This is a genomic window from Herbidospora daliensis (genome assembly GCF_001570585.1).
In the GTDB taxonomy this organism is placed as follows: Bacteria; Actinomycetota; Actinomycetes; order Streptosporangiales; family Streptosporangiaceae; genus Herbidospora; species Herbidospora daliensis.
This window is the reverse complement of the sequence record NZ_BBXF01000007.1, coordinates 85,416-108,401: the sequence shown is the minus strand read 5'-3', so window position 1 is coordinate 108,401 and position 22,986 is coordinate 85,416. Positions and strand designations below refer to the sequence as shown.

General features: G+C 71.6%; 24 protein-coding genes. 12 read left to right on the top strand and 12 right to left on the bottom strand.

Translation table 11 applies throughout. The annotated features are described in order from the left end of the window. Positions 1-4: 4 nt before the first annotated feature. From AW274_RS31280 to menD, 8 genes are all read left to right on the top strand, one after another. Positions 5-604 (top strand): sulfite oxidase-like oxidoreductase, encoded by a 600-nt coding sequence (locus AW274_RS31280; RefSeq protein ID WP_062439805.1) that lies wholly within the window; start codon positions 5-7, stop codon positions 602-604. Then, positions 597-1,319 carry a ferredoxin reductase gene (locus AW274_RS31275; RefSeq protein ID WP_157520819.1) on the top strand — a complete coding sequence of 241 codons (723 nt, stop codon included), beginning with the start codon at positions 597-599 and terminating at the stop codon, positions 1,317-1,319. The genes AW274_RS31280 and AW274_RS31275 overlap by 8 nt, the downstream gene beginning before the upstream one ends. 2 nt (positions 1,320-1,321) lie before the next feature. Then, complete coding sequence (locus AW274_RS31270; protein WP_062439803.1) at positions 1,322-1,591, top strand: DUF6510 family protein; 270 nt, start codon at positions 1,322-1,324, stop codon at positions 1,589-1,591. A 45-nt stretch (positions 1,592-1,636) separates the two neighbouring features. Then, positions 1,637-2,767 carry an amidohydrolase family protein gene (locus tag AW274_RS31265; protein WP_062439801.1) on the top strand — a complete coding sequence of 377 codons (1,131 nt, stop codon included), beginning with the start codon at positions 1,637-1,639 and terminating at the stop codon, positions 2,765-2,767. Positions 2,768-2,845: 78 nt separating this feature from the next. Then, positions 2,846-3,649 (top strand): class I SAM-dependent methyltransferase, encoded by an 804-nt coding sequence (locus AW274_RS31260; protein ID WP_062439799.1) that lies wholly within the window; start codon positions 2,846-2,848, stop codon positions 3,647-3,649. Then, complete coding sequence (locus AW274_RS31255) at positions 3,649-4,833, top strand: isochorismate synthase (RefSeq protein WP_063813752.1); 1,185 nt, start codon at positions 3,649-3,651, stop codon at positions 4,831-4,833. The genes AW274_RS31260 and AW274_RS31255 overlap by 1 nt, the downstream gene beginning before the upstream one ends. A 6-nt stretch (positions 4,834-4,839) precedes the next feature. Then, positions 4,840-5,718, top strand: a complete 879-nt coding sequence (locus AW274_RS31250; protein WP_062439798.1) for a 1,4-dihydroxy-2-naphthoyl-CoA synthase — start codon at positions 4,840-4,842, stop codon at positions 5,716-5,718. Continuing rightward, positions 5,706-7,355, top strand: a complete 1,650-nt coding sequence (menD, locus tag AW274_RS31245) for a 2-succinyl-5-enolpyruvyl-6-hydroxy-3-cyclohexene-1-carboxylic-acid synthase (RefSeq protein ID WP_083975107.1) — start codon at positions 5,706-5,708, stop codon at positions 7,353-7,355. The genes AW274_RS31250 and menD overlap by 13 nt, the downstream gene beginning before the upstream one ends. Here the strand turns inward: menD and AW274_RS31240 are convergent. The 7 genes from AW274_RS31240 to AW274_RS31210 form a co-directional block, all read right to left on the bottom strand. Continuing rightward, positions 7,325-7,909, bottom strand: a complete 585-nt coding sequence (locus AW274_RS31240) for a GTP-binding protein (protein WP_062439793.1) — start codon at positions 7,907-7,909, stop codon at positions 7,325-7,327. The genes menD and AW274_RS31240 overlap by 31 nt on opposite strands. Next, the gene (locus AW274_RS31235; protein ID WP_030452107.1) at positions 7,890-8,249 is read right to left on the bottom strand and encodes a DUF742 domain-containing protein; all 360 of its coding nucleotides are present in this window, start codon (positions 8,247-8,249) and stop codon (positions 7,890-7,892) included. Before AW274_RS31235 ends, AW274_RS31240 begins: the two co-directional genes overlap by 20 nt. Further along, positions 8,246-8,659 (bottom strand): roadblock/LC7 domain-containing protein, encoded by a 414-nt coding sequence (locus AW274_RS31230; RefSeq protein ID WP_030452108.1) that lies wholly within the window; start codon positions 8,657-8,659, stop codon positions 8,246-8,248. The genes AW274_RS31235 and AW274_RS31230 overlap by 4 nt, the downstream gene beginning before the upstream one ends. Then, positions 8,656-10,908, bottom strand: a complete 2,253-nt coding sequence (locus AW274_RS31225) for a sensor histidine kinase (RefSeq protein ID WP_062439790.1) — start codon at positions 10,906-10,908, stop codon at positions 8,656-8,658. Before AW274_RS31225 ends, AW274_RS31230 begins: the two co-directional genes overlap by 4 nt. 138 nt (positions 10,909-11,046) lie before the next feature. Beyond that, complete coding sequence (locus AW274_RS31220) at positions 11,047-12,543, bottom strand: prenyltransferase/squalene oxidase repeat-containing protein (protein WP_232320540.1); 1,497 nt, start codon at positions 12,541-12,543, stop codon at positions 11,047-11,049. Next, positions 12,540-13,334, bottom strand: a complete 795-nt coding sequence (locus tag AW274_RS31215; RefSeq protein ID WP_062439784.1) for a terpene synthase family protein — start codon at positions 13,332-13,334, stop codon at positions 12,540-12,542. The genes AW274_RS31220 and AW274_RS31215 overlap by 4 nt, the downstream gene beginning before the upstream one ends. After that, entirely contained in the window at positions 13,331-14,680 is a 1,350-nt protein-coding gene (locus AW274_RS31210) for a cytochrome P450 (RefSeq protein ID WP_198169503.1), read from the bottom strand. The genes AW274_RS31215 and AW274_RS31210 overlap by 4 nt, the downstream gene beginning before the upstream one ends. A gap of 389 nt (positions 14,681-15,069) precedes the next feature. On the opposite strand from AW274_RS31210, the gene AW274_RS39640 reads away from it, so the two are divergent. From AW274_RS39640 to AW274_RS42765, 3 genes are all read left to right on the top strand, one after another. After that, entirely contained in the window at positions 15,070-17,265 is a 2,196-nt protein-coding gene (locus AW274_RS39640) for a glycoside hydrolase family 5 protein (protein ID WP_062439778.1), read from the top strand. 230 nt (positions 17,266-17,495) lie between these two features. Then, the gene (locus AW274_RS31200) at positions 17,496-18,455 is read left to right on the top strand and encodes a ketopantoate reductase family protein (protein WP_062439775.1); all 960 of its coding nucleotides are present in this window, start codon (positions 17,496-17,498) and stop codon (positions 18,453-18,455) included. Between the two features lie 85 nt (positions 18,456-18,540). Continuing rightward, the gene (locus tag AW274_RS42765) at positions 18,541-19,617 is read left to right on the top strand and encodes a cellulose binding domain-containing protein (protein WP_269750634.1); all 1,077 of its coding nucleotides are present in this window, start codon (positions 18,541-18,543) and stop codon (positions 19,615-19,617) included. A gap of 100 nt (positions 19,618-19,717) precedes the next feature. Here the strand turns inward: AW274_RS42765 and AW274_RS31190 are convergent, their stop codons facing one another. Continuing rightward, a complete protein-coding gene (locus AW274_RS31190; protein ID WP_062439772.1) occupies positions 19,718-20,386 on the bottom strand; it encodes a response regulator in 669 nt (222 codons plus the stop codon). A gap of 73 nt (positions 20,387-20,459) precedes the next feature. Here AW274_RS31190 and AW274_RS31185 point away from each other — a divergent pair, with 73 nt between their 5' ends. Continuing rightward, positions 20,460-20,666, top strand: coding sequence for an EF-hand domain-containing protein (locus tag AW274_RS31185; RefSeq protein WP_062439771.1), 207 nt, complete (start codon positions 20,460-20,462; stop codon positions 20,664-20,666). Between the two features lie 54 nt (positions 20,667-20,720). On the opposite strand, the gene AW274_RS31180 is transcribed toward AW274_RS31185, so the two are convergent. Genes AW274_RS31180 through AW274_RS31165 form a run of 4 tightly spaced genes read right to left on the bottom strand, consistent with a single transcriptional unit; the run spans position 20,721 to position 22,981 of the window. Then, entirely contained in the window at positions 20,721-21,170 is a 450-nt protein-coding gene (locus AW274_RS31180; RefSeq protein ID WP_062439770.1) for an SRPBCC family protein, read from the bottom strand. Next, positions 21,167-21,505, bottom strand: a complete 339-nt coding sequence (locus AW274_RS31175; RefSeq protein WP_062439768.1) for an ArsR/SmtB family transcription factor — start codon at positions 21,503-21,505, stop codon at positions 21,167-21,169. The genes AW274_RS31180 and AW274_RS31175 overlap by 4 nt, the downstream gene beginning before the upstream one ends. A gap of 26 nt (positions 21,506-21,531) precedes the next feature. Beyond that, positions 21,532-21,870, bottom strand: coding sequence for a hypothetical protein (locus AW274_RS31170; RefSeq protein WP_062439766.1), 339 nt, complete (start codon positions 21,868-21,870; stop codon positions 21,532-21,534). 13 nt (positions 21,871-21,883) lie between these two features. Further along, positions 21,884-22,981, bottom strand: a complete 1,098-nt coding sequence (locus AW274_RS31165; protein WP_198169502.1) for an NAD(P)/FAD-dependent oxidoreductase — start codon at positions 22,979-22,981, stop codon at positions 21,884-21,886. Positions 22,982-22,986 lie beyond the last annotated feature (5 nt).

Here is a 22,986-nt window from a genome sequence, read left to right as displayed (position 1 = left end):
AGTTATGGGGATCATTTCGCGCGCTTTCCAGGGCCGCCCGAGAGACCACGACGAGAACCTCCCGCCGGGCCAGTACCTGGTCCACGACTTCCCGGTCCTGTCGGCCGGGCCCACCCCCCGGGTCCCGCTCGACCGGTGGGAGTTCTCCATCGACACCGCCGAGGGCGAGGTCCACCGCTGGTCGTGGCAGGAGTTCCAGGCCCTGCCGCAGGAGACCCCGACCGTCGACCTGCACTGCGTGACCAAGTGGTCGAAGTTCGGCACCGGCTGGAAGGGCGTCAGCCTCGACGTCCTGATGGAGGACGTCGAATCGGCCGCCGAGTACGCCCTGGCCTACAGCTACGGCGGCTACACGACCAACCTGCCGCTTGAGGACCTGCTCGACGGCAAGGCCTGGATCGTCCACGAGTACGACGGCGAGGAACTGGCCCCGGCCCACGGCGGCCCGGCCCGGCTGCTGGTGCCCCACCTCTACCTGTGGAAGTCGGCCAAGTGGATCAAGGGGATCCGGCTGCTCAACGAAGACTGGCCGGGCTTCTGGGAGACGGCTGGCTACCACAACTACGGCGACCCGTGGCGCGAGCAGCGCTACCAGGGTGATTAGGCGACTCGCCTGGCGGGTGGCCACGCTCACCGAGATCCGCCAGGAGACCCCGACGGCCCGGACGCTGGTCTTCGACGTGCCCGGGTGGCCCGGCCACCTCCCCGGCCAGCACGTCGACGTGAAGCTCACCGCCGGCGACGGCTACAGCGCCCAGCGCAGCTACTCGGTCGCCAACGGCGACGACGGCGAGCGCGTCGAGCTCACCGTCCAGCTGGTCGGCGACGGCGAGGTGTCGCCCTACCTGACCGAGGTGCTGGAGGTGGGCGACCAGATCGAGCTGCGCGGCCCGGTCGGCGGCTGGTTCGTGTGGCGTCCCCACTCCTCCCCGCCGGTGCTGCTGATCGGCGGCGGGTCGGGCATCGTGCCGCTGATGGCGATGATCCGCTCCCGCGGGAAGTCCGACACGCCGTTCCGGCTGCTCTACTCGCTGCGCGACCCCGGCCAGCTGTTCTACGCCCGCGAGCTGGAGAAGGTGACGGCCGGGATCGAGGTCGCCTACCTCTACACCCGGACCGCCCCGCCCGACGCGGGCCGCGCCGCCGGGCGGATCAGGGCGGCCGACCTGGTCGCCTACGGCTGGCCGCCGGACACCGCCCCCGACGTCTTCGTCTGCGGGCCGACGGGCTTCGTCGAGGCCACGGCCGACCTGCTGATCGAACTGGGCCACGACCCGGCCAAGATCAAGACCGAGCGTTTCGGACCCACCGGAGGCTGACCATGGACCAGCTGGACTACCAGGACGGCAACGCCCTCGCCGGGCCGCTGAGCGAGATCTTCACCCTCGACGTCACCACGGCGGTGGGCACCTGCGCGGGCTGCGGCCGCCGGGGCACCCTGGCCGAGCTGCGCGTCTACGGGCCCGAGCCCGGTCTGGTCGCCCGCTGCCCGGGGTGCGAGGAGGTCGTGCTGACCCTCGTGCGCGGGCCGAAGGACGCCTGGCTCGACCTGCGCGGCTCGGTCTCGTTGCGGATTCCCATCACTGAGTAGCCCCATACTCATGCCAAAGCCCGGAAACAGGCGGATATTCGGGCCATGCTCATCATTCGCGCACGGCGCGTCTTCGACGGCAGAGAGCTGACCGCCAAGCGGGCCGTCGTCGTCTCCGGCGGGAAGGTCGTCGAGCTGCTCGACGACGCGCCGGAGCACGGCGACGTCCGCGACCTGGGCGACGTCACCCTGCTGCCCGGTCTCGTCGACACCCACGTCCACCTCGCCTTCGACGCCTCCCCCGACCCCGTGACCGCGCTCGACCGCGAGGGCCTGTACGACCGGATGCGCGCCCACGCCCGGCAGCAGCTGGCCGCCGGGGTCACCACGGTCCGCGACCTGGGCGACCGCGGCTACCTGGCCCTCCGGCTGGCCGGAGACATGCCCGACGGGCCGGAGATCCTCAGCGCCGGCGCCCCGATCACCTCGGTGAAGGGGCACTGCTGGTGGCTCGGCGGCGAGGCCGAGGGGGTCGAGGGCGTGCGGGCGGCCGTCCGCGAACGGGCCGCGAAGGGCGCGCACGCGATCAAGATGATGATCACGGGCGGCGAGATGACCCCCGGCACCCGCTCCCACGTCAACCAGTTCACCCAGGCCGAGATCGACGCGGCCGCCGACGAGGCGCACCGCCACGGCTTACCGATCGCCGGGCACGCCCACGGCGGGCCCGGCATCGCGGCGGCGGTCGCCGCCGGGTTCGACTCGGTCGAGCACGTCACCTTCCTGACCGCCGACGACGTCGTGCCCGACCCGGAGACCATGGCGGCCATGGCCGCGAACGGCGTCGCCGCCTCGCTGACCGTCGGCGTCCGGCCGGGGATGGTCCCGCCGCCGAGGATCGCCGCGCTGCTCCCGAAACTGGGCCACAGCCTGCGCCTGCTGTACGCCTCGGGCGTCACCATCGTCGGCGGCAGCGACGCGGGCATCGGCCCGCCCAAGCCCCACGGGATCCTCACCCACGGCGGGGAGATGCTGACCACGGCCGGCATGTCGCCGGTGCGGATCCTGCGCGCGTTCACCTCCGACGCGGCCAAGGTGTGCCGGGTCGACGACCGGAAGGGACGGATCGCGCCGGGCTTCGACGCCGACCTGCTCGCGGTGCGCGGCGACCCCACGACCGATCACACCGCCCTGCGCGAGACCGCCGCCGTGTTCCGGAAGGGCGCATCACTCTGAGTGTCTGCCGATGTCCTGATGTAATCACGCCCTAGCATGCGGAACCGGACTGTTCGTCTTTCCCGGGGGGGAAATCCAGTGACGCATGCGCTCGCGCATCAGTACGTCTTCGACAACGACGGAGACCATTCGGCCGACCAGCACCGCTGCCTGGCCGACCTGCTCGACCCGCTGACCTTCGGCCGGCTCGCCCAGACGGGCGTCGGCAACGGCTGGAACTGCCTGGAGATCGGAGCGGGCGGCGGCAGCGTCGCGCGGTGGCTGGCCGACCGGGTCGCGCCCCGCGGCCACGTGTTCGCCACCGACATCAAGCCGGGCCTCATCCCGGCCTACGAGAGGCTGACCGTCACCCGGCACGACATCGTGCACGACCCGCTGCCGCCGGCCGCGTTCGACCTCGTCCACGCCCGGCTGGTGCTGAGCCACCTGCCCGAGCGGGCGGCGGTGCTGGCGCGGCTGCGCGAGGCGCTGCGGCCCGGCGGGTGGTTGCAGATCGACGAGATCGACGTCACCCACTGGCCCGCCCTGCTGGCCCCCGACCACGGTTCCCGGGAGCTCTACGAGACGTTCCTGCGCGCCATGGCCTCGGTGCTGGTCGGCGTCGGCAGCGACCCGACGTGGGGCCGCTCGGCCGCGCAGGAGATCGCCGGGGCCGGGTTCACCCAGATCGACCCGTGGTGCCACGTCGAGGTGTGGGGGCCGAAGTCGCCCGGCCTGGAGCTGCTCACCAGCAACAGCTTCCACCTGGAGGACCACTTCCTGGCCACCGGCCTGACGAAGGACCAGCTCGACGAGGTGCGCGGCGTCATGGCCGACCCGGGGTTCCGCGCGGTGTCCTTCACCGTCCACTCGGTGCTGGCGCGCCGGCCAGAGGAGACCTGATGGAGCTGGTGCGGACGGTCCCGATCCCGGACCCCGGACCGCTCATCGACGCCGCGCCGTTCGCCGACAGCCTGCTCTGGCTGCACGGCGACGAGGGCATGGCCGGATGGGGGATCGCGGCCCGGTTCGAGGTGAGCGGGCCCGGCCGGTTCGAGCACGCCCGCCGCTGGTTCCGGCAGTGGCTGGCCAGGCGCAACGTCGACGACCGCGTGGGCCTGCCCGGTTCCGGGCCGGTCGCGTTCGGCAGCTTCACCTTCGACCACGGGCCCGGACGGTCGGTGTTCGTCATCCCGCAGGTGCTGATCGCCCGGCGCGACGGCGCGTCCTGGATGACGACCGTGGGCGACCCCTGCCATCCCACTGGAACGGTCCCGGACCCGCTGCCGAACGTGCGGTGGCTGGCCGAGCCCGACGCCGAGGAACGTTTCCACAAGCAGGTCTCCCGGGCGGTGGAGGACATCAGGGCCGGGCGGCTGCACAAGGTCGTGCTGGCCAGAGACGTGCGGGGGCTGCTCGGCGGGCCGTTCGACCCGCGCATGGCGGTCTCGCGGCTGCACGACCGGTTCCCCGGCTGCTGGACGTTCGCCGTCGACGGCCTCGTCGGCGCCTCGCCCGAGCTGCTGACCGGCCGGTTCGGGCGCATGGTGAAGTCGCTGGTGCTGGCCGGCACCGACTGGCCCGGCGGCGCGATCGGCCTCGGCACCGAGAAGACCGCGGTCGAGCACGAACTGGCCGCCGACTCCGCCGAGGACGTGCTGCGGGCCCACTGCTCGCAGCTCGACGTCCACGAACCGCACGAACTGCAGCTGGCCAACGTCACCCACCTGGCGACCCGCATCAGCGGCACGCTCAGCCACAACGTCGACGCGCTCACCCTCGCCTCGCGGCTCCACCCGACGGCCGCCGTCTGCGGCACCCCGTTCCGGGAGGCCCTGTCGCTGCTGCGCGAACTGGAGAACCTCGACCGGGGACGCTACGCCGGCCCGGTCGGCTGGCAGGACGCGCGCGGCGACGGCGAATGGTGCATCGCGTTGCGGTGCGCCGAGGTGAAGGGCCCCGACCTGCGGCTGTTCGCCGGATGCGGCATCGTCGGCGACTCGAACCCGACGTCGGAGTGGCACGAGACCGAGGCGAAGCTCGGCGCCATCCGGGATCTGTTCGCCGACCCCACTTGCGTAAAGTGAGACAGCATGGTTTCTGAACTGTTCGACGAGAAGGCGTGGCGCCCCGTCGAGGGCTTCGACTTCGCCGACATCACCTACCACCGCGCGGTTGACCAGGGCACGGTTCGGATCGCCTTCAACCGTCCCGAGGTGCGCAACGCGTTCCGCCCGCAGACGGTCGACGAGCTGTTCCAGGCGTTCGACCACGCCCGGCAGCAGGTCGACGTCGGGTGTGTGCTGCTGACCGGCAACGGGCCCTCGCCGCGCGACGGCGGCTGGGCCTTCTGCTCCGGCGGCGACCAGCGCATCCGGGGCAAAGACGGCTACCAGTACGCCGACGGCACCCCGGCCACCGGCCGCCTCCACATCCTGGAGGTGCAGCGGCAGATCCGCTTCATGGGCAAGATCGTCATCTGCGTGGTGCCCGGCTGGGCGGCGGGCGGCGGCCACAGCCTCCACGTCGTGGCCGACCTGACCCTCGCCAGCCGCGAGCACGCCAGGTTCAAGCAGACCGACGCCGACGTCGCCAGCTTCGACGGCGGCTTCGGCAGCGCCTACCTGGCCCGCCAGGTGGGCCAGAAGTTCGCCCGCGAGATCTTCTTCCTGGGCGACACCTACGACGCCGAGGCCGCCCACCGGATGGGCATGGTCAACGCGGTGGTGCCCCACGAGGAGCTCGAGGTCGTCGCCCTCGAATGGGCCCGCAAGATCAACGCCAAGAGCCCGACGGCGCAGCGCATGCTGAAGTACTCGTTCAACCTCATCGACGACGGCCTGGTCGGCCAGCAGGTGTTCGCCGGGGAGGCGACGCGGCTGGCGTACATGACCGACGAGGCGGCCGAGGGCCGCGACTCGTTCCTGGAGAAACGTTCACCCGATTGGAGCCCGTTCCCATGGCACTTCTGAGCGGGAACGGCTCTACCGCGCTGGCCGGGGTGGTCGTCGACGAACTGGCCCGCTGCGGGCTGGCCGAGGTCGTCGTCTCCCCCGGCTCGCGCTCCACGGCGCTCGCGCTGGCCTTCCACAACAACGAGCACGTGCGGCTGCACGTCCGGGTCGACGAACGTTCGGCGGCGTTCCTGGCGCTGGGCCTGGCCCGGCGCTCGGGCCGCCCGGTCGCTCTCGTGTGTACGTCCGGCACCGCCGCCGCCAACTACCTGCCCGCCGTGGTCGAGGCCGCCGAATCGGGCGTCCCGCTGCTGCTGCTGACGGCCGACCGGCCGCCGGAGCTGCGGGCGACCGGGGCCAACCAGACGATCGACCAGATCAAGCTCTACGGCGGCCACGTGCGCTGGTTCTGCGAGATGGGCGCGGCCGAACCGGGCCAGATGCCCTACTGGCGGACCACCGTCGACCGGGCGTGGTCGGCGATGCTCCATCCCGACCCGGGCCCGGTCCACCTCAACCTGGCCTTCCGCGACCCGCTGATCCCGTCGGGCGACGCCGACAAGCTGCTGGAGGGCCGCGCCGACCGCCGTCCCTGGACGTCGATGACGCCGCCCTCGATCGCGGCCGACCCCTTCGAGCTGCCGGCCGAGGAGCGCGGGGTCATCGTGCTCGGCGACGGGGCCGAAGACGACGACTGGGAGGGCCTGGCCGAGGCCACCGGCTGGCCGATCCTGGCCGAGCCCACCAGCGGCCACCGCAGCGGCCCGGCGGCCGTCTCGACCTACCGCAGCCTGCTCGGCGACCCGGCGTTCGCCCGGGTGTTCCGGCCCGGCCTGGTCGTCACCTCCGGCCGGGTGGGGTTGTCACGCGCGGCGCTGGCCTACGTCCGGTCGGCCGAACGCCACGTCGTGGTCTCCCGCGCCGCCCGCCATCCCGACCCGACCCGCACCGCGATGGCGGTCGTCCCGTCGGTGCGCGCGGGCGAGTCGACCGGCCCGACCGAGTGGACGGCCACCTGGCACGAGGCCGAGAAACGCGCCCGCGACGCGATCGACCTGCTGCTCGACGCCACTCCGGTGAGCGAGCCGAGGCTGGCCCGCGACCTGGTCGCGGCGCTGCCGTCGGACGCGTTGTTGTTCGCCGGGTCGAGCATGCCGATCCGCGACCTCGACCTGGCGATGCGGCCGCGCGACGGCGTGCGGATCCTGGCCAACCGGGGGGCGTCCGGCATCGACGGCCTGGTGTCGTCGGCGATCGGCGCGGCGCTGGCCCACGACGGCCCCTCTTATGCCCTGATCGGCGACCTGTCGCTCATCCACGACCAGAACGGCCTGGTCATGGGCCCGATGGAGCCCCGGCCCGACCTGACGATCGTGGTCGTCAACAACGACGGCGGCGGCATCTTCTCGACCCTCGAACCGGCCGGGCGGCCGGAGTTCGAGCGCCTCTTCGGCACGCCCCACGGCGTCAGCGCCCGCGACGTCGCCGCGATGGCGCAGATCCCGTACGCGCGCGTCAACGGCGTGAACGAGATGCAGCCCAGCACCGGCCTGTGGGTGGTCGAGGTGGTCACCGAACGCGACGAACAGGCGGCCGTCCGGCGGCGCATCCAGGAGGCGGTGTCTCAGACCTTGGCGACCGGCCGCCTGCTGTAGGCGTGCTGGACGAGGGTGATCAGCACCTCCTTGCCGGAGGCGCGGCGGCGGGCGTCGCACAGCAGCACGGGGATGTCCGGCGGCAGGCTGAGCGCCAGCTTCACCTCGGCCAGGTCGTAGACCGGGGCGCCCTCGAAGCAGTTGACCGCGACCACGAACGGGGTGCCGCGCCGCTCGAAGTAGTCGACCGACGGGAAGCAGTCGGACAGCCGGCGGGTGTCGGCGAGCACGACGGCGCCCAGGGCGCCCCTGGCCAGTTCGTCCCAGACGAACCAGAACCGCTCCTGGCCGGGGGTGCCGAACAGGTAGAGCACGTAGTCGTCGCCGACGCTGATCCGGCCGAAGTCCATCGCCACCGTGGTGGTGGTCTTCCGCTCGACGCCCGACAGGTCGTCGACGCCGACGCTGCGGTCGGTCAGCACCTCTTCGGTGCGCAGCGGCTTGATCTCGGAGACCGCGCCGACCATGGTGGTCTTGCCCACCCCGAAGCCGCCCGCGATGAGCAGCTTCACGGGGGTGGGCATCCGTGGCTTGTCAGAGGGCACGGAGGCCATCGAGCACCGCCCTATACATTCGCTCGTCGAGTACGTCCACCTCGGGCTGCGGGTCCTGGACCGCCACGAAGCCCGAGTCGAGCAAATCGCCGAGCAGCACCCTGACCGTGCCCGCGGGCAGGTCGAGGGCGGCGGCGATCTCGGCCACCGACAGCGGCCGGCGGCACAGCCGCACGATCGCCAGGTGCTCGGGGTCGAGCCCGACCTCCAGCCCGGTCGGCTGCCTGATGGCGACCGCCAGGGAGATCAGGTCGAGGTTGGCGCGGGCCTCGGTCCGGCCGCGCGAGATGACGTAGGGACGGACGACCTGCTCGTCGTACAGCTGCTCGTCTGGGTTCACGGGTCGCTCCTGCCCGTAGAAGACGACACCGACCGTGCGGGAGACGTCAGATACTGCCCGACGCGGACGACGAGCATCGCCATCTCGTAGGCGACGAGGCCGACGTCGGCGTCCTCCTCGCAGAGCACGGCCAGGCAGGCGCCGTGGCCGGCGACGGTGACCACCAGGTAGGCCGACCGCATCTCGATGATGGTCTGCCGGACGGCTCCGCCCTCGAAACGTTCGCTCACGCCCCGGGCCAGCGACTGCACTCCGGCGGCCACCGCCGACAGGTGCTCGGCGCTGGATATCTCCAGGTCCCGTGAGCTCGCGAGCAGCAGCCCGTCGGAGGAGAGCACGATGCCGTGCCGCACCTCCCGGACGTTGCTGACCAGGTCGTCGAGGAGCCAGGCGAGGTCGGCGGCGGTCACCGATCGTCCCCTTCGTTCTGTTGGAGTTTGCGGGCCGCATCGGACCGGCCCCGCCGGGTGCCCGACTGGAACGAGCCCATGATGCGCTGGATCTCTTCGGGTGACCGTTCGTCGTCCTCGTCCTCCGGTTCGGCGAGGTCGTCGACCGCGTCGCGCAGCGACGGGGCGATGCTCGCCTGGGGAACACGGAAGGGCAGACCAGACGGGGTGAACTCGGTCACGGTGGCCTCCGGGACGCGCGGAGCGACAGGGGTGTCCTGCTCGGGCTCTGGGCGGCGCTGGGTGAGCTGCGCCACGGGCGCGGCGAGCATCGTGACCTCGGCCAGTCTCGGAAGGGCCTCGGGCAGCTGCTCGGCCGGGGGGATGTCGGCGGGCCGGTCGTCGATGACCAGCTCACTCGGCAGCAGTACGACGGCGGTCGTGCCGCCGTAGGGGGAGCTCTTGAGGGAGACGCGGATGCCGTGGCGTTCGGCCAGGCGGCTGACGACGTAGAGGCCGAGCCGGGCGGTGCTCGACAGGTTGAACTCCGGCGGGTTCAGGATGCGGGCGTTGGCCTCGTCGAGGTCCTCCTGGGTCATGCCCAGACCCCGGTCCTCGATCTCGATGGCGTAGCCGCTGGCGACCTGGTGGCCGCCGACCTGCACGACCGTGTAGGGCGGCGAGAACGACACCGCGTTCTCGATCACCTCGGCGAGCAGGTGGATGACGTCGCCGACGGCCCGTCCGGTCAGGTCGACCTGGCCCATCGGCATGATCGTCACCCGGGTGTAGTCCTCGACCTCGGCGAGCGCGCCGCGCACCACGTCGACCATCGGGACCGCGCGCCGCCAGGCGCGGGCCGGGCTCGCGCCCGACAGGACGATGAGGTTCTCGGCGTTGCGGCGCATGCGGGTGGCGAGGTGGTCGACCCGGAACAGGTCCCTGAGCTCGTCGGCGTCGGTCTCGCGGCGCTCCATGACGTCGAGCAGGGTGAGCTGGCGGTGCACGAGCGACTGGGTGCGGCGGGCCAGGCTGAGCAGGATGTCGCGGATCGACTGCCGGAGCTCGGCCTCCTCGACGGCGGTCCGGATCGCGGTCTCCTGCACGGCGTTGAACGCCTGGCCCACCTGGCCGATGACGTCGCCGCCGAACTCCAGGGGCGGCGCCTCCTTGGCGACGTCCACCTTCTCGCCGTGGGCGAGCCGTTCGACGACGCCGGGCAGCCGCTCGTCGGCGAGCTGGTGGGCGGCGTCGCGGAGCTTCTCCAGCTGGGCGACCAGCCGCCGGGCGGTGGTGATCGACAGGATGACCGACGCGACGACCGCCACCAGGCCGAGGCCGCCGGCCAGCACGAGGCGGATGATGACGCCCAGCGCGACCGGCGTGGCCCGCTCGACGACCCGGTCGCCGCCCGCGAGGACCTCGTCCATCATCCGGCCGAGGGCGACCGAGGTGGTCTGCTGCCACTGGTCGGCGGTGACGGGCGGCGCCTCCAGGGTCCGGCCGCGCTCCATCACCGCGTTCTCGGTCTGGCGGAGGCGGGTGAACGCGTCGCTCTCCAGCAGCGTGTCGAAGTAGGCCCGGTCGGTCGGCCGCAATTCGCTGACCTGCTCGGCCGTGTGGAATCGCTGGGCTCCGACGATCTGGACGAATTTCGCGTGTTCGGCCGCGCCGAATCGGCCGGCCGCGATGGCGCCCGCGAGCAGCGCGTCCTCTTGCGAAAGAACTTCACGTGCGCGCTGAAGACTGATGTAAGTGCGAGCATCCTTCGCGATTTCGTCGTCGTCGAGGGTCGCGACGGAGAAATACGTGCGGAAGATGGCGTCGAGCACCTTGGTGTAGCCGTCGGCGGCCTGGTCGCGGTTGATCCGGCCCTGGTCGACCGCCTTGCGGATGTCGGTCAACCCCGACAGCAGGCCGAACAGCTCGTCGAGGCGCTTGACGGTGTCGGGGCTGGAGGCGAACCTGACGTCGTCGCCCTTGGCGAGGCTCTCGAAATGGGTCCTGGTCTGGTCGGTCTTGACCCGCAGACCAGACATGGCGGCCAGCGGGCGGCGGCCGGCGAGCTGGACGACCGACGCGCGCCGTTCGTCCTGGAGGGCCAGCACGAGCGCGTCACTGGGTTGCGCGACACCCTGGTCGAAGGTGTTCACGAACAGGAGGTTGACGCCTTCCCGGAGCGTGACCCAAGCCGCGAACCCCCAAAGGGCCGCGAGGGACAGCAGCAGTGCCACCACCTTGGTGCGCACTCGGGAATTGCGGAAGCGCATATCAACCACCCTGGGACGTTTCCCGGCGATTACTAACTCGTCACCGCTTAGCGGGGATTTCCGGGGCGCAAGCCGCAGGCGCCCCGGGGAACCTTAGCAATGCCGGGAAACACACTCAACACGTGTCCCTTTATGTACTCATATCTGAAGATAGGTCGCTGCATTCTGTTGCGTAAGATGACGCGCCGCGATCATGGCCGCTCTGACGATGGAAACGGGCAGGTACAGGTCCTTGTCGTGCCACAGCGGCGGCCATTCCGAGACGTCGTCGTCATCGGTCAGAAAGGCGTGTCCGCGGGCCACCGCCTCGCGGTGCCGGAGCCCTCCGATGAGCAGTAAGATCTGCAACGCGTAGGCGGTCTCCTCCGGGGTGCCGGTCCACCTGCCCCACGATCCGTCGTCCCGCTGGTTGGCGAGTGTCCAGGTCAGCGCCCTGTCCACGCTCTCTTCCGCGGCCGGGCCGCCATACTCGCGCAGCGCCAGGGCGGCGCAGGCGGTGGCGTAGAGGGGGCTGGCGTGCCAGCGGTCGCGCCACGAGCCGTCGGGCAGCTGTTTCGCCATGAGCCACGCGGCGGCCTTCTCCACGCGGGGGCGGTAGCGGCGGGCCTCCGGCGCCAGCTTTAAATGGCGGCCCAGCGCGTCGAGCACATGGGCGTTCGTGCTGATGGAGGCCCCTTCTTCGCCCTGCCACGTGCAGAAGTGGGTGTCGAGTTCGTAGGCCAGCAGGCACTCGGGGTCGTACGGGATCCCGAACAGCCCAAGGGCGTAGAGGGCCACCGAGGTGGTGTCGCAGTCGGGCGGCAGGCCGGGGCCGGCCGGGCTGCCCGAGGGGCCTATCGCGGCCACCAGATCGGCCAGCATCTCGGCCGGGGGATCGACCGGCACACCGGCTCTGACCAGCGTGCTCAGCACCCAGCCACGTTCGAAGACGGTGATCGGCAGGCCCACGGGGACCGGCCCGCCGAACCGCCGGGCGACCGCCTCCAGGTGCAGGCGGGCCGGGTTGCCGGCGTCCATGAGTCCCCGGTCTCCGAGGTAGGCCGCGGTGGCGGCCGGGGAGGCTCCGACCGTACCAATAGAAGTAACGCCCGTTTGCGCAAAAGTCGCGGAATCTCCCGCTATTTCCAGAGCATGAAGCAATTTCTCTGGAACTTGCGCACCCGATTTCAACCAGCCGCGAATTCGGCCGAGCGGAGCCGTGCTCATGCCGGGCGGGATCGGCAGGCCCGGATCACCGAGACGTACGTTGATCAGGCCGATCAGGTGCGGCACGATGAGCTCGATCGCCGGCATATCGGGCAGCGGCCGCCACGGTTCGCCGCCCAGCAGCCGGGCCAGCGCGGCCAGCCCGCGCCGCGCGGCGGCCTTCGGATCGCCTCGGCGCGGCGCCGGATCACCCCGGTCGACGGCGGACAGCAGGGCCTCGGTCGCCGACAGGGTGGGCACCAGGTCGTAGCCGTCGGGCGCGCCCCAGCCGCCGTCGGGCCGCTGCCGGGCACACAGATACTCGATCCGCTCGGCGTGCCCGACGAGCCAGGGCGCGAGGGTGACCAGGCGGCCGGTCTCGTAGACCGACGGCGACACGTCGCCCCACGGCCGCGACATCAGGTCGCGCACGAGTTCGTCGGCGTTCACCGGTTCCCCCAGTAGTCGGCGACGCCGTAGAAGCCGGAGCTGTAGCCGATCTGCCGGCCCAGGTAACCGGCCTGGGGGCCGTCGCCGATGAGCTTGCGCGCGGTGCCGACCAGGTGCGTGATGTGCGAGCGGACCTCATCGGGCGTGGGGCCGAGCATCAGCGCGTTCAAATCGCCCCAGCTGACGTCGCGGTGGTGGGTGGCCAGGTCGTTCAGCAGCCGCAGCACCTTCTGCACCTCGTCGCTGGCCGGCAGCAGGCCGGGGATGTCGGCCACGTTGTTCCTGGTCCAGTGGGCGACGTTGACGAAGGTCGAGCCGAAGTTGGCCGCGTTGCCGAGATAGACCTCCAGCGTCGGCCGTTCGCCGGCCGCCTTCCAGGCGAACTCGCGGCGCATGGCGTGCAGCATCCGGGCCAGTTCGGCCTCGAACAACCCCCGGGTGTCGGCGACCTCCTCGCGGATCTCGCCGAGGAAGGCGGTCAGCGGGCTCGCGGCGCCGCCGCCCAGGCACTCGTCGACGATCGCGTCGACCTCGCCGGGCTCCGTCGCCCGGTGGTCGATCAGCCAGTCGACCGCGAAGATCCACAGGGACAGCCGGTTGGCCACCCGGAGCTCGGCCACCGTCGCGTCGGGCGAGCCGAACGCGTTGGCCAGCGAGACGGCGGTGAAGAGCGTCGCGTCGAACGGCCGGGCCGGGAACAGATCGGGGTACGCGGCGGCGCGGGCGGTCAGATCGCGCGCGGAACCCGCCGCCAGCCCGCTCGCCCGGCCGGCGGAGTAGGCGTCGATCACGGGGTCACCGGGCGCAGGATCATCTCGATCTTCTTGCGGCTGCGCAGCGTGCCGGCGGGCTGCACCGGGAACGGGGCCTCGGTGACCAGCTCCGGCCGGAACCGCTTCAGCAGCCCGGCGATCAGCAGCGGCGCCTCGATGAAGAACAGGTGCTGCCCGAGGCACAGGTGCGGCCCGGCCCCGAACGGCAGGTAGGAGTAGCGGTGCCGCTTGTCGCGGTCGCCCTCGAACCGGGTGGGGTCGAAGGTCAGCGGGTCGGGCCAGAACTCGTCCAGGCGGTGGGTGATGTACGGGCTGATGAGCACCTGCGACCCGGCCCTGAGCGTGACCCCGCCGACCTCGTGGGTTCTGGTCACCAGGCGCGGCATGGCCCAGCCGGCCGGATAGAGGCGCATCGTCTCGCGCAGCACCATGTCCAGGTAGCGCAGCCTCGGCAGCGTGTCCGCGCCGACCGGCCCGTCGCCGGTGACCTCGTCGATCTCGGCGTAGAGCCGGGCCGCCACGTCGGGGTGCTCGTGCAGGATCGGCCACAACCAGGTCAGCGCGACGGCGGCGGTCTCGGTGGCGGCGCCGTAGATGCTGGCCAGGTCGTCGCGGAGCTTGCGCTCGGTGAGCTCGCGACCCTCGTCGTCGCGAGCGCGCACGAGCGCCGAGATGATGTCGGGCCCGTCGCTGCGCTCCTTGCGGGCCTGGCGGATCAGCGGGTAGAGCACGTCGTCGATGGTCCTGCGCGCACCCATGAACTTCTTGTCGCCCGGCAGCGGCACCCGGTCGGGCACGAACGGCAGCGCGATCCGGAAGCCGAGCGCGGTGTTCGCGGTCGTGTACGCCGGCCCGAGGACCTCCGCCTCACTCGGGGAGATGCGGTCGCCGAAGAGCACCGAGACGACCGCCCGGGTGACGATGCGGTTCATCTCGTCCATGGCGTCGATCGGCACGCCCGGGGTGAGCTCGTCGAGCCCCCGGTCGATCGTGGCGGCCATGTCGTCGGTCAGCGAGGCCACGTAGCGCGCGGTGAAGAGCGGCTGGAGCACCTTGCGGCTGGCCGCCCAGCCGGGCCCGTCGCCGATGACGCTGTCGCCGAGCAGCCGTTCGACGGGCTTCCAGAACATGCCCTTGCGCAGGAAGCTGGTCCAGTCGCCGCGCAGCGCGTGCTGGAGGTGGTCGGGGTGGCTCAGCAGGTAGGGCCGGAAGGGGCCGACGTCCAGCCGGACGATCTCCCCCCGGGCATCTCTGGCCACGTCGGTCAGACCTTCGAGGGGGGCTTTGACGACCATGGGCAGCAACCGGCGTAACGGCAGGTTGCGCGGGGGGCGGGCAGGTCTCGCGGGTGTCTCGACGGACATTTCTCGGTGCTCCCCACAGTGAAGGATTTGCGCAGCACAGTCAGCGCCCATGGCGGAGGAGCGCTTGGAGGGTCCAGGAGATCGTGCGTACGTGACCAGGAACGGCGACCGGTTTCGACGGCCTGTTGAATGCCGGTTACCTCCCGATTTTTCACTTCACTAGCTGTATGTCGCACCTGTGATGTTTTGCCGTAACTTCGGCACCACCGGCGCAGTATCACATGATCAAATGATGATGATCAAGATTGCAGTGGAGTGACACTTTTGTAGGCACCTGACCGAAATACCGGGATCGGTCCTAATTTGCTGTGCTTTACGGTGAAATGCGCAATCTGACCAGCGGTGGACACCCCTAGTCGGGAGGCCAGTGGGGCTGGTTGGATCACGGGGTGCCCCGTCTCGCCGCCGTGGACCCCACCGCCCTCCGCGCCGCCGGCGCCGGGTCCGCCGTGCTCGCCGGGTTGCTGCTGACCTTGGACCTCGCCGATCCGACGGGCCTGCTCGCCCCCGGCCGCGCCGAGGCGGTGCTGACCGTGACCGCCTTCTTCGGCGGCTGCTACCTGCTGCGGCGGGGCTTCCTGACCGCCTGGGGCGTGCTGGTGCTGGCCGCCGTCACCGGGCGCTTCCTCGGGACCGTTCCGCTGGGCGAAGGACCGTTCACGACCGCCTGGTCCGCCGGCTTCACCGGGGTCTACCTGGGCGTTCTCTGCTGGCCTGCCGCGATCCCTGCTTGGATCGTGACACGCCGCACCAAGCGGGCCTGGGGACGGCCGGTGCCGGAGTTCACGGTCATGGCCGCGTTCGCGGGGGTCGGCGGGCTGATCGTGCTCGGGCCCGGGTGGTGGACGCACTCCCCCGTCGGCTACGCCTTCGGGGGCGGCTGGTGGTTCTTCGCGCCGACCGCCGGGGCCGGGGTCGTCGGCGGGCTGATCGGCCTCGGGGTGTTCCTGGCCGCCGTCCACCTCGCCTCGGCGCGGCTGGTCGCGGGGCCCGGCCGGTTCGTCGGGTGCTGGCTCGCGTGCCTCTGCGGCGGGCTCTTCCTGGGCTTCGCCCAGAGTGTCACGGCACTTCTCGCGTACGGACCCGCCGACGCCCTCTCCGGCGACGCCTGGCCGCTGTTCGCCCTGCTCATCAGGATGGCCGTGGGGGCCTCCTACGGCGCGGTGATCGGCCTGTTCGCCGCCACGGCCACGATCCTGCTGCCCGGGAGGAAGAAGGCGGCCGTGCCCGTCCTGGCCCTGGCGATCACGCTCGCGCCCGAGGCCTCCGCGCTGCCCGACCGGGCCATCACCGACGGTCAGGGCCGCCAGGTGCTGTTACGCGGGGTGGGGGTGAACCAGCTCGTCGACTACTGGAGCGGCGACTCGACCAAGGAGACCGTGCGCCCCCTCACCGACGACGACTTCCGCCAGATGGCCGCGATGGGCTTCTCGGTGGTCCGGCTGGCCGTCTCGTGGTCGCTGCTCGAACCCACCCCCGGCGCCCTCGACGCCGGCTACGTCGCCCGCATCCGCCGGGCCGTCGACCAGGCCGCCGCCAACGACATGGTCACCGTCATCGACCTGCACCAAGACGCGTGGGGCCGGGGCGTGGTGGCCCCGATGGGCTCCACCTGCCCGACCGGCACCACCCCGATGATCGGCTGGGACGGCGCGCCCGGCTGGGCCACCCCGTTCGACGGCAGCAAACGCTGCCAGTTCCTGGTCAAGGAGCTGGCCCCGGTGGTCAACCGGGCCTTCGGCGACTTCTACGCCGACCGGGGCGGCGTGCAGACCCGGCTGGTGGCGACCTGGGGACGGCTGGCCGGCGAGTTCGCCGACTCGACCGCCGTCGCCGGGTTCGACCTGATGAACAGCCCCGGCCTCGGCGAGACCCCGCCGCTGACCTCCTCGGCCGCGCTCGGCCGCTTCTACGCCCGCGCCGTCGCCGCCATCAGGGAGGCCGAACGCGCGGCGGGCGGCCACCGGCACCTGATCTTCTTCGAGCCGGGCCCGCTGTGGGCGCCCTGGCCCGGCTTCGCCGCCGACCCCCGGCTGGTGCTGGCCGTCAAGCCCGCCGACCTGCCGATCGACCCGGCCCGCGCGGTCGCCCTCTCGGCCCGGATGGCCGACCGCTACGGCACCCCCCTGTGGACCAGCGCCTGGGGCGGGGGGCGGCTGGCGGCGTACGCGAAAGCCGAGGACAGCGCCATGATCGGCGGGGCCTTCTGGGTCTGGAAGCAGGCCTGCGGCGATCCGCACCTCGCCGGCGCCGACCCGGCCACCGCCGGGAACCTGGTGACCGTCGACTGCCTCACCGGTAGGGAAAGGGGACCGTCACGCTCCGTGAGCAACGCGGTGAGCAGGGCCTACCCGAGGGCGGTGCCGGGGCGGCTCGCCTCGTTGTGGTCGGATCCGGAGCGTCGCCACCTGCGGCTGACCGGAACCAAGGGGACCGGGCGGTGCGACCTCGACGTCTGGGCGCCGGGCCCGACCCGCCCGGCGGTGACGACCTCGGGGATCTCCAGCGTGGCCTTCCGGCAGGTGCCCGGCGGCTGGCGGCTCTCGGGCTGCCCGGCGGGCGACTTCGCGCTGGAGTTGCGTTAGGGACCTAGGCGGTCGCGGTGACCAGCCAGGCGAGGCCCAGCAGGATGACGACCGGGATCAGCCAGACGACGACCTCGATCGCGAACTCCTTGTACATGAGCCTTCCTTCCTTGAGGGCCGCGGTTTCGTTTGGGCAGCATATTGGGTGACCCGAAATCCGCCGAAGTCAACGTTCCACGGTCACGGTGACAGAACTCTCCGTGACTGTAAAGCCGGGCAGAATCGGGCGTATGCGTTACATCATCATCGGGGCCGGCGGCATCGGGGGCACCATCGGCGCCCGTCTCCACCAGTCCGGCCACGACGTCGTATTGTCCGCCCGAGGGTCTCATCTGGCCGCGCTCCGCTCAACCGGGCTGCGTTTCGTCACTCCCAACGGAACGGAAACACTTCGGATCCCGGCCGTGGGCGGCCCGGCCGACCTGGAGTTGCGCGAGGGCGACGTGCTGGTCGTCGCGACCAAGACCCAGGACACCGCCGCGGCCTTGGGGGCGTGGGCCCCGCACGCCGACGGCCTGCCGGTGGTCTGCGCGCAGAACGCCGTCGAGAACGAGCGCCTCGCCCTGCGGCTGTTCGCCGACGTCTACGGGATGCTGGTCTGGATGCCCGCCCTGCACCTGGAGCCCGGCACGATCGTCGCCTACGGCACCCCCAAGTCCGGCATGTTGCCCGTCGGACGTTATCCACAGGGTGTGGACAAACTGTCCGAGACGATCGCCGCCGACCTCGACCGCAGCGGCTTCGCCTCCTGGGCCGACCCCGCGATCATGCGCTGGAAGTACGGCAAGCTCCTCGGCAACCTCGGCAACGCCGTCGAGGCCCTGACCGGCCCCGACCCCGCCGGGCTCGACCTGGCCCGGCGGGCCCGCGAGGAGGGCGTCGCGGCGCTCACCGCCGCCGGGGTCGACGTGACCACCCCCGACGAGGAACACGCCCGGCGCGGGCAGCTGGTCGAGCACGGCGAGATCGAAGGGGTGCCCCGGCCCGGCGGCTCGTCGTGGCAGAGCCTCGCCAAGGGCAGCGGCACGATCGAGGCCGACTACCTCAACGGCGAGATCGTGCTGCTCGGCCGCGTCCACGGGGTCGCGACCCCGGTCAACGCCGCGCTCCAGCGCGAGGCCAACCGGGCCGCCCGCGAGGCGCGCCCGCCCGGCTCGCTCTCCGTGGCCGAGCTGACCGCCCTGATCTGAAACGTACATGCGTCATCCCAGGTCAGAGCTCTGAGTCAGAAGAAGTTTCTAGGAGCTGACCGATTCGACTTCTTACCATCCGCCCGTGAAGACGTCGAAGATGAGCGCCCTGGTGGCGACTCTGGTGCTACTCGCCGCGTTCTTCGTCACGCGGCCCGCCGAGGCGGCCACGGTGCGGATCATGCCCCTGGGCGACTCGATCACCGGCTCGCCCGGCTGCTGGCGGGCCCTGCTGTGGCAGCGCCTCCAGCAGACGGGCTACACGTCGGTCGACATGGTCGGCACACTCGGCCCGCAGGGGTGCGGCTTCAGTTACGACGGCGACAACGAGGGCCACGGCGGCTACCTGGTGACCAACGTGGCGGCGCAGAACCAGCTCGTCGGCTGGCTCAACGCGACCAGCCCCGACATCGTGCTCATGCACTTCGGCACCAACGACGTCTGGAGCAACCGCTCGACCCAGCAGATCCTCGACGCCTACTCGACCCTGGTCACCCAGATGCGGGCCAAGAACCCCGCGATGAAGATCCTGGTCGCCAAGATCATCCCGATGAACCCGTCGACCTGCGGCGCCTGCGCCCAGCGCACGATCGACCTGAACGCCGCGATCCCCGCCTGGGCCGCCGCCCGCACCACGGCCCAGTCCCCGATCGTGGTCGTCGACCAGTGGACGGGCTTCAGCACCGCCTCCGACACCTACGACGGCGTCCACCCGAACGCCTCGGGCGACCAGAAGATGGCCAACGCCTGGTACCCGGCCCTGACCGCCGCCATCAACGGCACGACCCCGTCCCCCACGCCGACCCCCACCCCGTCACCGACCCCCACGCCCTCACCCTCGCCCTCACCTTCTCCGACGCCCGGGGGCTGCACCGCGACCTACACGGCGGGCGGCCAGTGGGGCGGCGGCTTCCAGGGCGAGGTCACCGTCAAGGCGGGCAGCGCGGCGATCACCGCGTGGACGGTCCGGTGGACCTTCGCCAACGGCCAGCAGATCACCCAGCTCTGGAGCGGCTCCCACACCCAGTCGGGAAGCCAGGTGACGGTCCGCAACGCCGGCTACAACGGCAACCTGGCCGCGGGCGCCACCACCACCTTCGGCTTCCTGGGCTCCTGGAACGGCGCCAACACCGCCCCCGTGCCCACCTGCACGGCAGGCTGACCCCCTCGCGGGCCCGCCCCGGGAACGGCACCCGCGAGGTAATCGAAGCCCGGTCGCGCCAACCCCCTGGGCGCGGCCGGGCTTTGCCCTTCCGGAAGGGCTACGGCTGGAAGCGGTAACCCATCCCGGGTTCCGTGACCAGGTGGACCGGGTGGGCCGGGTCCGACTCCAGCTTGCGGCGGAGCTGGGCGAAGTACTGGCGCAGGTAGTGGGTCTCCTTGAGGTAGGCAGGGCCCCAGACCTCGGTCAGCAGCTGGCGCTGGCTGATCAGCTTGCCGGGGTTGCGGACCAGGATCTCCAGGAGGTGCCACTCGGTGGGCGTCAGGCGCACCCCGCCCGAGATGGTCTTGTCGGACAGGTCGACCACGTGGTCGCCGATCTTCACGGTCACGGGTTCGGCCCCGGCCGAGGCGCTGCGGCGGGTGACCGCGCGGATGCGGGCCAGCAGTTCGTCGATGCCGAAGGGCTTGGTCACGTAGTCGTCGGCGCCCGCGTCGAGGGCGCCGACCTTGTCGAGGCTGCCCGACCGGCCCGACAGCACGATGATCGGCACCTTCGTCCAGCCGCGCAGGCCGTGGATGACCTCGACGCCGTCGAGGTCGGGCAGGCCGAGGTCCAGCACGACCAGGTCGGGGTGCCAGTCGGCGGCCAGGCGCAGCGCGGCGGCGCCGTCGGCCGCCACGGCCACGTCGTACTCGCGGGCCGCCAGGTTGATCCGCAGCGCGCGCAGCAGCTGGGGCTCATCGTCGACAACGAGGATCCGCGTCATGAATGCGAGGCTACGCCGCTCTTGGGCAGAGATATCCCGCTAGGGTGCTGATCGCGTATCTGAGGAGGAAATCATGAGCGAGTACGCTCCCACCTTCGCCCTCGTCGACGCCGATGGCGACGGCCTCATCTCGGCCGAGGAGCTGACCCGCCTGGCGGATCTGCTCGGCCAGCCCCTCGGTGAGGCGGGCGCCGCCGCGGTGATCGCCAAGGTCGACGGCGACGGCGACGGCCTCATCAACCTGTCGGAGTTCGGCGCCTGGCTGGAGTCCTCCCGCTAGGCGCGCAGAGCGACGACTCGGCCGGGGTGCGGGCGATCGTTCACCCCGGCTTTTTCACGCCTGCTCGGCGAGGAGCTCGCCGAGGCGGCGGGTCACCATGCCGCGCCAGCCGCCGCCCATGATGGTGCGGGCCTGCATCTGCATCGGGTCGTCGGGGTCGAAGCCCTCGTGGGTGAGGAAGAGGCGGGTGCCCCCGCCTTCGGGGACCAGCGTCCAGGTGATGGTCCAGCCGGCCTTCCCGGGCGCGGCGGCGTCGTCCCAGCCGATGCGCAGCATGCTCAGGGGTTCGAAGGCCAGCACCTCGGCCTGCACCCGCCCCGAGAAGCCGGTGGCCGGGATGGCGCGGGTCTCCATGGTGTAGCGGTGGCCGACCTCCAGCCGGAAGTCGCCGGGCATCAGCCATTTGGCGATGAGGTCGGGCTCGGTGAGCACCCGCCACACCTTCGCGGGCGGATGCGCCAGGAACTGGTCGACCCTGATCGTGGTCAGATCGTCGTCGCTCACGGCTCGTCACCTTCCAGGGAGTCGAGGACGTCGCCGATGGCGGTGAGCCGGTCGCGCCAGAAGCGTTCGAACGGGTTGAGCCATTCCTGGACCTCGTAGAGGGCCGCGCCCTCCAGGCGGTAGAGCCGCTGCCGGCCGGCGCGGGACTCGCTGACCAGACCAGCCTCGCGGAGCACGCGCAGGTGTTCGGAGAAGCTCGGGCGGGCCATGTCGAAATGGGCGGCCAGATCGGTGACCGGCTGCGGGCCCGCGTCGCGCAGCAGCCGGAGCACCTCCCTGCGGACGGGGCTGGCCAACGCGCCGAACACCCGTTCCTCGCCTGACAAGATGTGCATGTCAGGCACTATACGTAGGAAATCTCCTACTTGTCGACCGGGGCCTCGGGGGCGACCGCGCAGCCCGCGCCGGCGCACTCCTGGTCTTCCTCCCGGTAGCCCTCGGGGAACGGCGACGTCCCGTCGCCCAGTTCGCCTCCGTCGCCGGTCGGGCAGCCGCCCTCGCAGACCAGGTCGACCTCCGGGGCCTCCATGGGGGTGGCGCCCTCCATGCCGGGCGAGATCACGGGCGCGACGGGAGCCGCCGACGCGGTCAGGACCGCCGCCGACAGCAGGGCCACGACGAGCTTGCCGAGCAACGAGGCCGTCCGCCCGACCGTGTCTCCTTCGACGGTGATCTCCTCGCTCGTCCCGAAATCCGCCATGCCGGGCAGTAGATCATGTCTCGCCGCTGGTCCGCAGGCCGCGGGCGCTTTCCCTCGGGTGGAGGCCGAACCTCGGGTCGACGGCCGTCTCCCCGTCCAGGATCGAGGCCAGGTACGACGCCAGGACCGGCGCGTGCTTGAAGCCGTGGCCGCTGTCGCCGCCGAGCACCCACACGCCCTCCTCCATCTCGGCGATGACCCACTCGGCGTCGGGGGTGCCGGCGTACTGGCAGACCTGGGTGAGGCCCAGCGGGACCCCGGCCAGCGACGGGAAACGACGGGCCAGGTAGTCGCGGGCCCGCCGCTCGCTCTCGGCCAGGATCTCGCCGCGCGGCGTCTCCGGGTCGAAGCCGGGCTCCCCCTCGACGTCGCTGGTGATCTTCATGCCGTGGCCGCCGACGTCGCCATGGCCGTAGGCGGAGGCGCTGTAGTCGCAGAACGCGGGCACGCCGGTCCAGTCGGCGGCGAAGTGGGTGGTGTCCTGGCGGGTGACCGTGATCGGCAGGCCCTCGAACAGGCCGGGCAACCAGGCCCCGCACGCCCAGACGACCCGGTCGGCGCTCATGCGCTCGCCGTCGACGACGACCCCGCGCCCGGCGGGACGGGCGGTTCCCCTGACCAGGGTCACCCCGGCGTCCACGGCCAGGGCCGTCGTCACCTCGGTGGCGCGCCGGGCCCGGACCACGCCCGCCTCCGGTTCGTAGAGGACCGTGGCCAGGTCGTCGTGGCGCATCTCGGGGTAGAACCTCGCCGCCTCGGCGGGGTCGAGCAGCGTACAGGGGATGCCGAGCGACTTCAGGACCTCGGCGCTGCGCAGTTCCCAGCCGTCGGCCTCGCGGCCGAACCACATGAGGCCCTGCGGCAGGAAGATCTGCTCGCCTGCCCGCTCGTTGAGGGCCAGCCACGCGCGGGTCGACTCCCAGGCCATCGTCGAATAGAACTCCGAGGTCCCGTGGGCCGAGCGCACCAGGCGGGTCTCCCCCGCGCTGGCCCGGCGGGGGTCGTCTCCGTCGAGGCGCTCGATGAGGGTCACCCGGCGGCCCGACTCCGCCAGCCGGAGGGCCAGCGACGCACCCCAGATCCCCGCGCCCACCACAATCACGTTCTGCACCGTTT